The sequence below is a fragment of the Dokdonella immobilis genome, assembly GCF_900115085.1.
GTDB classification, from domain to species: Bacteria; Pseudomonadota; Gammaproteobacteria; order Xanthomonadales; family Rhodanobacteraceae; genus Dokdonella; species Dokdonella immobilis.
Map to the genome: position 1 here is coordinate 138,442 of NZ_FOVF01000007.1, position 14,756 is coordinate 153,197.

9 protein-coding genes, 2 tRNA genes and 1 pseudogene are annotated in these 14,756 nt (G+C 60.2%); 5 read left to right on the forward strand and 7 right to left on the reverse strand.

What is annotated here, in order from left to right; all coding sequences use genetic code 11:
- The first annotated feature begins 3 nt into the window (after positions 1–3).
- The 5 genes from BM125_RS07720 (at position 4) to BM125_RS07740 (ending at position 6,597) form a co-directional block, all read left to right on the forward strand.
- Positions 4–498, forward strand: a complete 495-nt coding sequence (locus BM125_RS07720; RefSeq protein WP_092406610.1) for a pilus assembly PilX family protein — start codon at positions 4–6, stop codon at positions 496–498.
- Positions 499–524: 26 nt separating this feature from the next.
- Positions 525–5,723, forward strand: a complete 5,199-nt coding sequence (locus BM125_RS07725) for a PilC/PilY family type IV pilus protein (protein ID WP_092406612.1) — start codon at positions 525–527, stop codon at positions 5,721–5,723.
- A gap of 121 nt (positions 5,724–5,844) precedes the next feature.
- A complete protein-coding gene (locus tag BM125_RS07730) occupies positions 5,845–6,249 on the forward strand; it encodes a type IV pilin protein (RefSeq protein WP_175497957.1) in 405 nt (134 codons plus the stop codon).
- Between the two features lie 100 nt (positions 6,250–6,349).
- Positions 6,350–6,425 (forward strand) — tRNA-Thr (locus BM125_RS07735).
- 97 nt (positions 6,426–6,522) lie between these two features.
- A tRNA-Val gene (locus BM125_RS07740) sits at positions 6,523–6,597 on the forward strand.
- A gap of 263 nt (positions 6,598–6,860) precedes the next feature.
- Here the strand turns inward: BM125_RS07740 and BM125_RS07745 are convergent.
- The 7 genes and pseudogenes from BM125_RS07745 to BM125_RS20175 all read right to left on the reverse strand — a co-directional run.
- On the reverse strand, positions 6,861–7,733 hold the full coding sequence (locus tag BM125_RS07745) for a prepilin peptidase (protein WP_092406616.1): 873 nt from the start codon (positions 7,731–7,733) through the stop codon (positions 6,861–6,863).
- Positions 7,734–7,963: 230 nt separating this feature from the next.
- Positions 7,964–9,241: a type II secretion system F family protein gene (locus tag BM125_RS07750; RefSeq protein WP_092406618.1), complete on the reverse strand. Its 1,278-nt coding sequence runs from the start codon at positions 9,239–9,241 to the stop codon at positions 7,964–7,966.
- A gap of 3 nt (positions 9,242–9,244) precedes the next feature.
- On the reverse strand, positions 9,245–10,975 hold the full coding sequence (pilB, locus tag BM125_RS07755) for a type IV-A pilus assembly ATPase PilB (RefSeq protein WP_092406620.1): 1,731 nt from the start codon (positions 10,973–10,975) through the stop codon (positions 9,245–9,247).
- 185 nt (positions 10,976–11,160) lie between these two features.
- Entirely contained in the window at positions 11,161–12,057 is an 897-nt protein-coding gene (locus BM125_RS20170; protein WP_092406622.1) for a hypothetical protein, read from the reverse strand.
- Positions 12,042–12,647, reverse strand: a complete 606-nt coding sequence (locus BM125_RS07765; protein ID WP_217647825.1) for a class I SAM-dependent methyltransferase — start codon at positions 12,645–12,647, stop codon at positions 12,042–12,044. The genes BM125_RS20170 and BM125_RS07765 overlap by 16 nt, the downstream gene beginning before the upstream one ends.
- On the reverse strand, positions 12,644–13,615 hold the full coding sequence (locus BM125_RS07770; protein ID WP_092406624.1) for a glycosyltransferase family 2 protein: 972 nt from the start codon (positions 13,613–13,615) through the stop codon (positions 12,644–12,646). The genes BM125_RS07765 and BM125_RS07770 overlap by 4 nt, the downstream gene beginning before the upstream one ends.
- A gap of 111 nt (positions 13,616–13,726) precedes the next feature.
- A pseudogene (locus BM125_RS20175) lies at positions 13,727–14,756 on the reverse strand (hypothetical protein); the annotation flags it as partial.

Here is a 14,756-nt window from a genome sequence, read left to right on the forward strand (position 1 = left end):
GCCATGAGCATGAACCTCCATCCCCGTTTCCAGCGCAACCAGGGCGCGATCCTGTTTGTCGCGCTGATCATGCTGCTGCTGCTGACCCTGCTCGGTGTCACCGCGATGCAGGTCACCATGCTCCAGGAACGCATGTCCGGAAATTTCCGCGCCCAGCAGGTCGCCTTCGAGCGTGCAGAAGGCCGCATGGCCGAAGGGCGCGACCTGGTCACCGACCCGCTCTACGCCTACGACAACATCTCACCGGTTCCGATCGGCCTCGGCTCCGGTGACACGATGCCATGGGATTCCTGGTTGACGACATATCCGCCGGCGCTCGAATTCGAGTTGCGCGTGCGCGCCTGTGGAGGCGCATGTCCCGAGCAGCGCGGAAGTGCCGTTGGAATCGATCCGAGCAGGAAGCCGCGCTTCTACATCATTTCCGGACAGGAAAAGGATCCTGGAAGTGATCCGGAAAGTGCCGCTTGGGCCACCGTGCAATCCATCTACGTTTTTTGATCCGTTCTCTGGACGGGAGAATCCAAATGAAAATGCTCAACACCAACCTGGTCACGATGCTCGCGCTGCTTTGCGCAGCGGCGGGGATCGCCCATCCTGTCGATGTGCGAGCCCAGGCCGCCAGCGGTGGCATCGATGTGGCCCAGCAGCCGCTTTTCACGGCGAGCGGCCAGCCGCCGCTCAACATGCTGGTCATGGGCAAGGACCACAAGATCTACTACGAGGCCTACAACGATGCCTCGGACCTGAACAATGACGGCGCGCTGGACATCGGCTACAAGCCGGCAACGCTCGATTACTACGGCTACTTCAATTCGTTTGCTTGCTACAGCTACTCGACCGATCACTTCGTCCCGGTCTCGGCGACCAGCAACAAGCAGTGCTCGGGAAGCTGGAGCGGCGATTTCCTCAACTACCTGACGACCTCGCGCATGGATGCGCTGCGCCGTGTGCTTTTCGGCGGCTGGCGCCAAGTCGACAGCACCACCCAGACCATCCTCCAGGGCGCCTACTTTCCGCAGGATGGCCACAGTTGGGGCAAGGAATACCAGAGCGTCGCCCGTGACGGTTACAACATCAGCAATTACTCGCCGCTGTCCGCCCCCGATGCGGGCAAGTACCACTTGTTTGCAGTGACCACAGTCACCGGAAACACGAATACCTACACTGCCGGTTACCAGGCGCCGCTGTTCCGCGTGCTCAAGAACACCGACAAGCGCGTCTGGAACTGGTTGTCGATCGAAGGCCCGGTTGCAGGCAACAAGTGTTTTACCGCGTCCAATTCCCGCGTGGACTGTGTGCCCTCCAGTGCGGCCACGAGCACCTGGGATCTGGTCCCGGCCTCGATGTATACGGCATTGAGCATTACGACCTGGAAATGGACATCCGGAACCGGCACGCACCCCACCAATGCGAGCCAGATGAACACGTTGTTCAATAACAATGCAAATGCAACGAATCGTTGTGGAACGGGCGTCATTTCCCTGATCGATGCGACCGGCAGTAACAACAATCCGTTCGCAGGCACCAACGGCTGTACGCATGACAACTACATCACGCGAATGACCGGCACGATTACCGTTCCAACAACGGGCAGCTATCGCATCGGCGTCGACGGGGATGACGCTGTCGAGGTGCAGATCGACGGTACGGTGGTCGCTGGCTGGTACGGCGGCCATGGAAACGACCGCAGTGACGCGGGGTTGCTGTCACATTCGGGAACGATCAATCTCACCGCGGGAACCCACACGGTGGTTTTCCGCCACGAAGAAGCGGGTGGTGGCGACAACTGGGGACTGTTCCTCAATACGCCGGCGAGTGTGACGTCGCGAGACGACTATCTGGTTCGCGTTGAAACCTGTCCGGCAAGCAACGCCGCCGTTCGCGAGCCGTCCTGCAAGGCCTATCCAAATGGTCAGTTCAAGCCGACCGGCATCCTGCATGACTACGGCGAATCTTCGCGCATGTACTTCGGCCTGATCACCGGTTCGCAGAACAATAATCTCGAGGGCGGTGTGCTTCGCCGCAACATGTCGAATTTCGGCAGCGAGATCGATCCGGACACGGGGCAGTTCCGGTCGGGTGTCAATGGCATCGCAAATTCCATCAGTCGCCTGCGCATGATTGGCGGCAACTACAACGGATCGACGACCAACAACCTCAATTCCGATACCAACTGGAACTGGGCCAATGGTACCGGCAATTGCCCCTCTATCGGCGACCGTGCGATCAACAACGGCGAATGCCGCATGTGGGGTAATCCGCTGGCAGAAATGATGTACGAGAGCATGCGTTACTACGCCGGTGCTGCGGCGCCGACGGCCCGATTCAATACCGGTGGCGCTTCGGCCGGCACGACCGAGGAAACCACGATGGGTCTGACCAGGGAAACCTGGAAGGACCCCTATGCCGCAGCGCCCGCGGGCGGTGGCTTCCTGTCGTGCTCGCGGCCGTTCCAGACCGTCATCAGCGATATCAATCCAAGCTATGACGGCGACCTGCCGGGAAGCGCATTTACTGGCGCCATTACGACAACAAGTACGACGCCAGGCTCCATCAGCGGATTCAACGCTTCGAGCGAAGGCCAGGCTATCTGGAATTCCGAGTTCGGCGCAGGCGGCCGCTCGGTGTTCATCGGTGATGTCAATAACGTGACCGATGGCGCGCCAACGGCAAAGACCGCCTCCAGCTTCGGCAATATTCGCGGCCTTGCTCCCGAAGAACCGACCAAGGGCGGCACGTACTATTCGGCCAGCGTGGCACGTTTCGCGCGCGTCACCGATTTGAATTCCATTACCGGCAATCAGAATCTCAGCACGTACGCAATCGCCCTTGCGTCGCCACTGCCGCGCATTGAGTTTCCTGTGGGCGACGGCAGGATCACGCTGCTTCCGTTCGGCAAGACCGCAAGCGGCACCTTCGGTGGCGGCACTCGCAAACCGACCAATACGATTGTCGATTTCTACGTCGAGCAGATCGTCAATTTGCCGGGCCAACCGTTCGACGCGACGATCAACGGCGGACGCCCCTACGCTGTCTTCCGCATCAACTACGAGGACGTCGAGCAAGGCAATGACCATGACATGGATGCGATCGTCCGCTATCTGATCAATGCCAATGCCGATGGCACCGTCACGGTGACGCTGAATTCAGAGTACGCGGCCGGCAGCGCAGACCAGAACATGGGTTTTGTCATGTCCGGAACTACCGAAGACGGCGTTTATCTCGACGTTCGCGATAGCGACTCCGGCACCGGCAGTTTTCAACCTTATGCTCTGAATACCCCAAATCCGGTGCTACCGGGTGGCTGCGGCATTACCTCGCCGCCGACGGCGTGCGGCCAGCAATTGCCGCTGAATTCGACCCGGGTGTTTACCCCGTCGCCGTCCGGCGCCACGGGTGGAGCGACGATCCTCAAGAATCCGTTGTTCTATGCAGCCAAGTACGGCGCCCCGACGCCGAGCGCAGTCGATGCAGACAATGACGGCGTTCCAGACAACTACTTCCTCGTCACCAACCCGGCAACCCTGCGGGCGCAGCTCGACAAGGCATTCGCGGACATCATCGCCAATTCTCAGCCTACCGCGAGTGTGGCGACGAGTACGCCTCGTTTCGTGCCAGGCGCGACCCTGGCTTATGAGGCGTCCTACAAGTCGCTCGACTGGTCCGGCGATATCAAGGCCTACAACCTTCGTGCCGATGCCACCTACAACTCGGGAACCGAGGTGTGGAGTGCAAGCGGCAGCATGCCGGCGCCCGGCGCCCGCAATGTGTTTACCGCAGAGCCGGTCTCGGGTGGCTTCTCTGGTGTGCCGTTTACGACCTCCGGCCTCGATGCGGCCATGGAGGCGCGCGTGCAGGGAACGCTGGACCCGGCCGTTTTCACGATCAGCGAATTGATCGATTACATCAAGGGGGACAAGTCGAACGAACAAGGTGCGGCTACCTGCGTAGTCTCCACCGATTGTCCTTACCGGATTCGCAGCTCAAAGGTTGGCGATATCCTGAACTCGACGCCTGCGGTCATCGGCGTCACGAGTTTCGGTTATGGCAGCATCCTGCGCGATATCGCGAGTACCGCTGCCGATGAATACCCGGCCTACGTCGAAGCCAAGAAGACCATCTTCGGAAACACCTCGCAAACGCCGATCCTGTTTGTCGGCGCCAATGACGGCATGCTGCATGCGTTCGACGGCCGCGCAGGCTCGGGTGGCGGCACCGAGTTGTTTGCCTACATTCCCAACGCCGTACTCGGCAACCTGCATGAACTGGCCCAACCGGGCTATGTGCATCGCTACTTCGTCGATGCTTCGCCGACTGTCAGCGACGCCTATCTGGGAACCTGGAAGACGGTGCTGCTCGCATCGACTGGAGCCGGTGCACGCGCCGTGTTCGCGCTTGACGTGAGCGATCCGCGCAATTTCGACCAGAACGACGTGTTATGGGAGTTCAACGACAGCCTCGACACGGACATGGGCCAGTTTGTAGGTCGCCCCTACATGGGCATCACCGAGGGCGGCCAGTGGGTTGCCGCGTTCGGCAATGGCCTGAACAGTGACCGCCAGCGCGCCATCCTGTACATCATGGATCTTGAGACCGGAACCGAAGTCGCCAAGATCGATACCGGCGTGGGATGTCCATCCACGACCTCGGGCTGCGTCGAAGGACCCAACGGTCTTGCAACGGCGGTGCTGGTCGACAACAGCGGCAATGGCGCGGCCGATACGGTCTACGCGGGCGACTACCAGGGCAACATGTGGCGGTTCGAACAGAACCTGAGCAGTGGAGCCTGGGCGCTCGGCAACGGTGGTCAGCCGATCTTCCAGGCCCGCGACACCAGCGGCAAGAAGCAATCGATTACGAGCGGTGTCTACGCGGTCGCCAATCCGATTGGCGGCACGATGGTCATCTTCGGCACCGGTCGCTATCTGAATGCGAACGATGCCGATGAAACGCAGATCGGCTTGGGCACCCGCCCCGCGGTTGATTCGATCTATGGCATCTGGGACAGCCGCAGCTATGACGATGTCAACGATGTATGGACCAGCTTCTTCCCGATCGCGACGCGAACCAGCGGCACCTATGCCGATCTCGAACGCCAGCAGATCACGAGTTATACCCCGTTGGGAGCTGGCGGTATCAACGGTTACCGGACCGCGACGCGCAACCCGGTCGACTATCGCCTGACCGCCACCGGTCCGGGCAAGCTGGGCTGGTACCTTGACCTGGCGTGCACCGGATGTCCGCTCGCGGACCAAGCCCTGATTGATGGTGAACGGGTGACGGCTACGCCGGATGGCGTCCTCAGCGACGTGATCTTCAATACGTTCCGTCCCGAGGGTGATACCTGCGAGCCAGGAAGTCTGAACGCAACGATGGTGCTCGACGCGCTGACTGGCGCGGCGGACTATATTCCGGTTCCACCGGAAGGTGGCTGGCCGGTTGGCCAGGAACCGCCTCCGGGTCCGTTGGTGGGTACCGATACGGTTCGCGGACCGCCTCCAGGCGAGCCGCCGATCGTCATCATCCGTCCGCCGAATCCGGGAGTTCCGTGTCTGCAGGGAACGCCTGGATGTGATCCGCCGCCGCCGGAGTGCGATCCCACGACGGATCCGACCTGTGTGCCGCCGATCAGGAAATGCGAATGGCGGTCACCGAATTCGGCTGGCCGTCCTCCGGGCAAGGCCATACCATGTGGTCGCATTTCGTGGAAGCAGATTCGATAGCGCGGTTGGTACGTGAGCCAGGCCCATGGACGGGCCTGGTCAAACCGGGGCAGGGATGGTCCCTGAACTTGAAAACAGGCCTGGCAGGATGACGCTCCGGCCGCGCAGCGAGGGCAAGATCTTGAAACAGCTCAGGGGATTTACACTAATCGAACTGCTGATCGTGATTGTCATCGTGGCGGTCCTTGCCGCGATCGCGCTACCGGGTTACCAGGATCACGTACGCAAGACGCGTCGCACCCAGGCCAAGGCCGACATGCTGGAGATCACCCAGATGCTCGAGCGCGAATTCACCCTGAACCGAAGCTACGAGGGCTTCGATACGAGTGGATTTGACCAGTCTCCCCGGAGCGGCAAAGCCTACTATGCGATTACCTATGCGCCGGATCCCATGATCAACTCCTACACGATCACGGCCACCCCGGTCGATTCCCAGCTCAACGACACAAAATGCGGCGTCCTGACCCTCGACAATCTTGGCGCCAAGACTGCGGACGGAACCCTGGGAGCGGCCGGCTGCTGGTAGGGAGTGACTGCCCTCCCCAAAAGAGTCGCCGGCAACATGCGACCGTCTGCATTGGCTTGTCGAAACAGGGCCTGGCGTCTATACTCCGCACCCCGCGAGCGCCGGAATAGCTCAGTTGGTAGAGCGCGTCATTCGTAATGATGAGGTCGTAGGTTCGATTCCTATTTCCGGCACCATTCTCCGGCTCTCCTTGCGCAGACCGGGTCAACGGCGGGCTATCCCGGGCAGCAGCGGCGGGCAAGGCGGAGACATCGTCACGGTGTCCAGCCGAATGGGCGATTAACTCAGCGGTAGAGTGCCACCTTCACACGGTGGAAGTCAGTGGTTCGATCCCACTATCGCCCACCATTCCTTCTCCCAACCGCTTGGTTTCTTGCTTGTCGCACCGGCTGGCGAAGTCCGGGCCGCATGGGTCTTGATGACCCATCACGAGAGACGATTCCCAGGTCGAGGCCGTGGAGGCCGCGTCGCAGTGCCCATCGTGGGCCGGGCTCGGAGCGCGCCGGCATCGGAACACGAAAATGGGGCACCGGGCGATGCCCCAGATAGTGGAACGTAGAATTTGCCACGGTCGGGGACAGGTCACCGGGTGACTGCCAACCTTACCGCGATCAATGCCCGATCAGAAACCAGCGTTCGTAGAGCAGCGACAGCTCCGTTCCAAAAACGAACCAGACCCAGCCGGCCATGGCGATAAAGGGTCCGAATGGAATTGGCGTGCTGCGATCCTTTCCGCCAACGAACAGGGCGATGCCGCCGACCAGGGCGCCGACCAGGGAGGAGAGGAGGATGACCGGCAGCAATGCCGTCGCTCCCATCCAGGCGCCGAGCGCACCGAGCAGCTTGAAGTCGCCGTAGCCCATACCCTCCTTGCCGGTAAACCACTTGAACAGCCAGAACACCAGCCACAGGCTGGTCCAGCCTATCGCCGCACCCAGGATCGCTTCGGAAGGACCAACGAAGACGGGGATCAGTGAAAGCAGCAGTCCGAGCCAGAGCAAGGGCAGGGTCAGTTGGTCGGGCAATAGCTGGGTCCGCGCGTCGATACCTGAGGCGGCGATAAGTATCCAGGTAAATGCCAACCCGGCCAGCAATGGCCATCCGAACCCGAATTTCCAGGCAACGATCGCGCACGCCAGTGCGCTCAGCAGCTCGACCAACGGGTATTGCCACGAAATGTGTGCTTTGCAATAGCGGCAGCGACCGCCGAGGAAGAGGTAGCTCAAGAGCGGAATATTCTCGAGAGGAGTCAGTGCATGCTTGCAATGCACGCAATGCGAGCCATGGAAGACGAGGTCAGGTGGAGGCGGGTCCGTCTCGACCGGCGCGTTGCCGAGGATATCGAGTGCCTGCGCCCTCCAATCGTGTTCCAGCCGCCGGGGCAAGCGCAGGATCACCACATTCAGAAAGCTGCCGACCAAAAGGCCCAGCACCGCGGCAAGCGGAATCAACAGGGCAGGCTGTTCAAGCCAGGCTGGGTCCATGAATCGATGATCTCCGCAGTTTGATCGCCAAAATACCAGCTTGACCTTGGCGTTGGCGAACGCTTGAACCTATCGAATCAATGCGCAGAATCGCGCCGGGTGCAGAACAGGCTGCCGCAGCGGGCAGCCGGGCCTCGTTGGGCGGGCAAAAGACCACTCGCAACCGACCGCCACGCTGGGGTGTGGCGATACCCGCGCCTTTTCGCCAGCGCCTCCGCGAGGCGCCGGAATCAGCCAACCACGGAACCGAGCTTGAAGATCGGCAGGTACATGCCGATGACCATGCTGCCGACGATCACGCCGATGATGACCATGATGAACGGCTCCAACAGGCTGGCCAGGGCATCGACGGCGTTGTTGACTTCCTGTTCGTAGAACTCGGCGATCTTGAACAGCATGGCATCGAGTGCACCGGATTCCTCGCCGATCGATACCATCTGAACGACCATGTTCGGAAACAGGTTGGTCTGCCGAATGGCAAGCTGGAGCTGATGACCGACAGCCACGTCTTCGCGGATGCGCTTGACCGCATCGTTGTAGACGACGCTACCGGTAGCGCCGGCAACCGAATCCAGGGCTTCCACCAGCGGGACGCCGGCCCGGAAGGTAACGCCCAGGGTCCGCGCAAAGCGGGCCATGGCGGATTGGCGAAGAATTTCACCGACCACCGGGATCTTGAGCAGTCCTCGTCCGACCAGATGCGCAAACTTGTCCGATCGTTTGTAGAGCATGACGATGCCGAAGATGCCGCCGACGAATACCAGCAGCATCAGCCACCACCACTGGACCATGAAGCGCGAAAGGCTGACCAGCATCTGGGTAAAGGCAGGAAGGTCGGCGCCGAAATTCTTGAATACCGTTTCGAACTGCGGGATGACGAAAATCAACAGAACCGCCGAGACGATCACGGCCACGGAAAGGACCATGGCCGGGTAGAACATCGCCTTCTTGATCTTGCCCTTGATCGCTTCGATGTTTTCCTGATAATTGGCGATCGTGTCGAGCACGGTATCGAGAACGCCGGCCGATTCGCCGGCACGGACCAGGTTGCGATACAGCTCGTCGAACTGGACCGGATACTTGCCGAGAGCTTCGTTCAGCGCAGAGCCGCCCTCGATCTCGGTCTTGATATCGACCAGCATGTCCTTCATCCGGGGATTGTTCTGGCCGCCGGCGACGATCTCGAAGCCCTGCACCATGGGCACACCGGCAGCCATCATGGTCGCGAGCTGGCGGCTGAACACCGAAATATCCCGAGGCTTGATCGTCTTGCCGGTCTTGCCGAACAGTGGCTTGGGTTTGGCCTTGACGGTCTGCGGGTTGATGCCCTGGCGCCGCAGCTCGGCCTTGACCAGGCTCGCGCTCTTGGTCGTATGCTCACCTTTGAGCTTGACGCCGCGTTTGTCTATGCCGGTCCAGACATAGGTCTCCATCTGACTCACTTTGGCGCGCGACTGGCCGACGGTCGTCTTGACGCCGGCTCTCGCGGTTGCGGTCGTGGTTGCCATGATTTAGTCCTTGGTGACTCGGTTGATTTCTGCAAGGCTGGTGACGCCGTTGCGTGCTTTCAGCAGTGCTGAAGCGCGCAGGTCGCGAATGCCGTCGGCCCGGGCCTGGTCGGCGATCTGGATGGCGGATCCGCCGGAGAGAATGATCTTTGCGATGGATTCGGTCAGCGGCATGACCTGGTAGATGCCGGTGCGTCCCTTGTAGCCCTCATTGCAGCCCGAGCAGCCAACCGCCTCCTGCAACTGCATGCCGGCGGCAATGTCTTCCTTGGTGAAGCCCTCGGCCAGCAGGGCGGCTTCTGGAAGCTCAAGCGGCCGCTTGCATGTGTGCAGGCGCCGGGCGAGTCGCTGGGCGATGATCAGGGTCACCGAGGAGGTGATGTTGTAGGGCGCGATGCCCATGTTCATGAGGCGTGCGATAGTTTGCGGTGCGTCATTGGTATGCAGCGTGGACAGCACCATGTGGCCGGTCTGCGCGGCCTTGATCGCGATTTCCGCGGTTTCAAGATCGCGGATTTCGCCGACCATCACCACGTCGGGATCCTGGCGCAGGAAGGAGCGCAAGGCGGCGGCAAACGTCATGCCGCGCTTGGTGTTCTGCTGGACCTGGTTGATGCCAGGTACGCGGATTTCGACTGGATCCTCGACCGTGGAGATGTTGCGTCCCTCGGTGTTGAGGATATTCAAGGCCGTATAGAGCGATACGGTCTTGCCCGAGCCGGTCGGTCCGGTGACCAGGACCATGCCATAAGGCTTTTCGATCGCATCGAGGAACAGTTCGCGCTGATCGTCCTCGTAGCCGAGCTTGTCGATGCCCATCTTCGCGGCAGAGCCATCGAGGATACGCATTACGATCTTCTCGCCGAACAGCGTCGGACAGGTGCTGACGCGGAAGTCGATCGATTTCGTCTTAGACAGATTGAGCTTGATGCGACCGTCCTGCGGCACCCGGCGCTCGGCGATATCGAGACCCGCCATGACCTTGATGCGCGAGGAGATGCGCGGTGTCAGCCGGATCGGCGGCGAGGCCACGTGTCGCAGCATGCCGTCCATGCGCAGGCGCACGCGATAGTTGGTCTCATACGGTTCGAAATGGATATCCGAGGCACCGCGCTTGATCGCGTCGACCAGCACCTTGTTGACGAAGCGCACGACCGGCGCGTCATCGGCACTGTTGGCATCGACACCGGTACCGCCCTCGTCCTCGCCGCCGACATCGCCCAGGTCGAGATTCTCGAGCCCCTCGGCATCATCCATTTCCTCGATCGTAGTGCTGGTGGCGTTATGTGCCTGCTCGATGGCGCGCTCGAGCTGCTGCTCGTCGACCAGGATGGGTTCGATGATGTGGTTGGACTGGAACTTGATGTCGTCCAGGGCACGCAGGTTGGTCGGGTCGGAGACGCCGACGAACAGGCGGTTGCCGCGCTTGAACAGCGGCAGGGCCTTGTGCTTGCTGATCAATTCTTCCTTGACCAGCTTGATCGGTATCTGGCTCAGGTCGAGCGCGGTGACGTCGAACAGCGGAACGCCGAATTCGAATGACGAGGCCAAAGCGATCTGCGCGGTCGAGACCAGGCCGTTCTCTGCGAGCCAGGCGCCAATTGGAATCTTCTGCTTGCTGGCGTCCTCGATCGCCTTGCGCGCGTCGTTTTCGCCCAACAGGCCTTCCGCGACCAGACGCCGGCTGATACCGGAAAGTCCGACCAATGTGCCCGTATTCAGCTGTGTTGCCATAAGAATGTCGCGCAAGTCCCCGTAACCACTGTTGAATCTACCGCAAATATCATGCCGAAAGAACACCCGCGGAGACGTATAGTGGCCCATTCCACACTATTTGGCCCCGAGAGGAGCACGCCGGGACGCGCCCTGAGCTTTTCGGGCGGCCAAAGGCGCGGCCCGGAATGCCCGATGCCCAGCGATTAGCGACTATGATCAGGGACCAGTATTCCGACGAGAAAGAGCAGGAGATCGGACAGAATAGTGACTCCCCGGAAGGCCAGGGCGGCGTAGAGTGCCTCCGCTTCCCCACACACAGGGCCAAGCAGGCCCACCAGCAAGGCCTCCCTGACCCCAAGTCCCCCGGGGGATCCGATAACGAGGAAACCGCCGAGCCAGCAGACCGCAATCGTTGGTAGCAACTCCAGCGCATCAAGAGCGGGCGCTTCGAACAAGAATCTGAAAGCGATCGCGGCCAGGGCAAAAAAGGAACAGTAGCAGGCCGTAGCTCCCAAGACCCCGCCAATTCCGGCGTGCCAGGTGCCGTCCAAGGCCGACATCCTGTCACGCAAACGTAGCCAGTAGAAAATTGCGATCAGTCCGAAGAAGCCGACCAGGATGATCCATCGCCAAGGTGCCAGCCATTGCAATGCTCCCGGCAACCCCGTCGCCGGCATAGCAAAAGAGAGCGACACGGCCACCGCCACAAGTAGAATGGATTCTGCTACGGCGGCCGTCGCCACGGGGACATGGTCGAGCCCCTGCTGGCGTGCATGAACATGTCGGGCGGCTAAATGGAACACGTTTCCAGGCGCATATTTTGCGAGCTGAGCGCGCATGTGGCCTCGTACCGCTGACGTCGCCGTAATGGATGGGCTCGCCAATGCGCGAAGCAGCAGCCACCATGCGATTGCCAGCAGCACGCCTCCTGCGGAATAGACCAGGGTGGCCAATCCCATGCCGGAAATCAGGGAGGGCCAGGGTGCAAGCGCGGCGACCCGGGGAGCGAGTTGCACGAAGCGCCAGAGAACGAATCCCAGGCAAACCACGGTAAGTCCGGCGCCGATCCAACGCGTCGGTCGGGTCAGCGACGCCGGCATAGCAGCATGGTCCAGGGCAGTGGGGTCCGAACTTCGACAAGATCGAATCGTGTTGCCACGAACGACTTGAACCCCTCCCGGCCCCAGTGATTTACATGACCCGGGGTATTGCCCAGTCGGCTCAGGTATCTACCTCGCATCATGTTCAGGGCGCGCCAGACAGGCTCCCGCGGTACGCTCGCCAGCAACCATCGCGTAGTGAGCGACTCAAGCACCGCCAAGCCTGCGTGTGGATCATCGAGATGCTCCAGGACTTCGCAGCAAACGACCAGAGGACTCGGTGAGGTTCCGACCATTTGGTCGAGTGCGCAGGAAGAAAATTCGATTTCGAGTGAGGCGTCGCTTGCGCGCTTGCGCGCTTCCAAGATGGCCTCATCGGCAATGTCGAATGCGCGCATGCGTACTCCGGCTGCAGCGAGTCGCATGCTTAGTTCGCCTTCGCCACAGCCCACCTCGATGGCACTTTCGACAGCTGCAACTTTGCAAAGCGAATCGAATGCTTCGAGAAATCCCCGCATCAGGTATCGGGCAATCGGATTCCGGGTGTGATACTTGTCGTAGTAGTTCCCGGCTGGCTGCGCCGTGCTCACGCTTTCCTCTCCCGAACATCTCGATCCCGATTGCCAAGCTCAAGCCGTCGCAGTCGCCACTCGATGCGTTCCAACAGTCGGCGGTTGACGGCCAGCAGATCGGCGAGAAAACCGAGGACAAAAATCAGCAGGCCAATAGTCACGCAGGCAGCTGCCAGAATTACCGATTGGATATGTCCCTCGCCTTGCCCGAGCAGGCGAAGGACCAGATAACGCGCGCCAGCGCCGAGGCCGATGAGCATGAACAGGCTGCTGATCAGCCAAAAGAACATCAATGGCTTGTAGGTGGCAAAGATGCGCACGATCGTGGACATCGAGCGGGTCACGTAGTTGGCGATTCCCTTTACAAGACGCGAGGGACGCATGTCCGGGTTGGTGCGGATCGGAACCGATGTCACGCGAATGTTGCTGCGCCCAGCCTGAATGATCGTTTCTAGGGTATAGGTATAGGAATTGAAGACATTCAGGCGAGTGGCGACGTCTCGCGTCATGGCGCGAAAGCCGCTCGGTGCGTCTGCGACTTGTGTGCCGGAGGCGAAGCGGACGGCCCAGCTTCCAATGCGTTGCAAGCGCTTCTTTATCCAGGAAAAATGATCGGTCTCGCTGATTGGTCGTTCGCCGACAACCAACTCGGCTTCTCCGTTCAATATGGGAAGCACGAGAGCGGCGATGTCACGCGCATCATATTGATTGTCGGCGTCGGTGTTGACGATTATGTCAGCTCCTGCTGCAAGCGCCGTATCTAATCCTGTCATGAACGCCGTCGCCAGTCCTCGGTTCACCGGAAGTCTGACTACATGATCCACCCCCAACGACCGGGCGACGGCCGCAGTTGAGTCCGAGGAACCGTCATCAATTACCAGCCACTCAACGGAGCTGCAGCCCTCTACTTTTCTAGGGAGCTCTGCCAGCGTCACCGGCAACGATTCTGCTTCATTGAAGCAGGGAATCTGAATGATCAGTTTCATGAGGGCGTGGAGTCCGTCGAAAATCGTTCGTGTGGGCAGGTTGATACAGTCTGACGCTTCGGTCGATTACCGCACGTTCTTCCATGGCGATCGTTTGCGGTCGCATCGTACTCACTTGGACTCGAGCGCCTCAATGGCACTCCTCAATTCTGCGACTTTAGAATCCAGCAGTCCAAAATGATTGAACGCGCGCAACTCATTCAATGCAGAATTTGCCTCTCCCTTCTTGCCTCTCGCAACCAGTAATTTCACCAAATTGGCTCTCGTCTCGATATCACTGGGCGCCTGTCGAATTGCCAGCCGAGTTTGCTCCTCAGCCAAGTCTGAATCTTTGAGATAATTGAATGCAAACTGGCCATAGAGGGAAAAGAGTTGTGCGTAGCCGCCTGGGTGTCGAGTTGCAGCCTTGAAAGCTCTATCCAGATGGGCGACATCAACAGAGCAAACCCCATTTTCAAAGCATGCCATCAATCCGCCAAGTGCGGAAACATCAACAGAAGATACGGGGCGCTCACCGAGCTTTGAGATAAGCGTCTCCCACCATCCATCCTTTATCGGCAAGCCGCGATCGGCGCTTGCGACGATAAGTAGTTGGCTGAGAACGGCATCTGTGTTTGGTCTGGCGGACATTTCCTCCAGAATTGCGAAAGCTTTTCGGCGCATGGGCTCCGGATCGCCGTCCTTAGTTGATCTGAGGAGGACGAGTGCGTACTCGTACTGTGCAGCGGAGGAGTCGGGCCTTTTGGCTGCGTCCGTCGCCGCGAGGGTTAGCGGTGTTGACCACTCCAATGCACGCAATGCGGTGGTAAAGGCGTAGAAGGCGAAGAGTGAGGTGACGCCCAACGCGACGATCCGCGCTCTCAGCCGAGGTCCTTCGAGGACGAGGAGCGAGGCGACAGCAAGCAATAGGCCGACGGATGGAAAATAGTTGCGATGCTCGAAAGCGAGCATCAATGGGATTACGGTTGCGGTGAGCACATGGCCGCCGAAGAACCAGAAGATGCCCAAGGCAAAGAGGGGGCGCCGGGTTCGTTGCCAGAATGCAAGGCCGATCAGGCCAGCGATGGCCGCCAATGCAGCGAAGGTGGTTGGGGGGTCAAAGAGACCTTGTGAGATCGATATGTCGTCGTGGTAGAGCGTC

Bases quoted from the DNA above. Each gene is read 5' to 3' on its own strand.
- BM125_RS07745 (WP_092406616.1), bottom strand. From the start codon at position 7,733: ATGGACCCAGCCTGGCTTGAACAGCCTGCCCTGTTGATTCCGCTTGCC.
- BM125_RS07725 (WP_092406612.1), top strand. From the start codon at position 525: ATGAAAATGCTCAACACCAACCTGGTCACGATGCTCGCGCTGCTTTGC.
- BM125_RS07770 (WP_092406624.1), bottom strand. From the start codon at position 13,615: ATGAAACTGATCATTCAGATTCCCTGCTTCAATGAAGCAGAATCGTTG.
- BM125_RS07750 (WP_092406618.1), bottom strand. From the start codon at position 9,241: ATGGCAACCACGACCGCAACCGCGAGAGCCGGCGTCAAGACGACCGTC.
- BM125_RS07720 (WP_092406610.1), top strand. From the start codon at position 4: ATGAGCATGAACCTCCATCCCCGTTTCCAGCGCAACCAGGGCGCGATC.
- BM125_RS20170 (WP_092406622.1), bottom strand. From the start codon at position 12,057: ATGCCGGCGTCGCTGACCCGACCGACGCGTTGGATCGGCGCCGGACTT.
- pilB (WP_092406620.1), bottom strand. From the start codon at position 10,975: ATGGCAACACAGCTGAATACGGGCACATTGGTCGGACTTTCCGGTATC.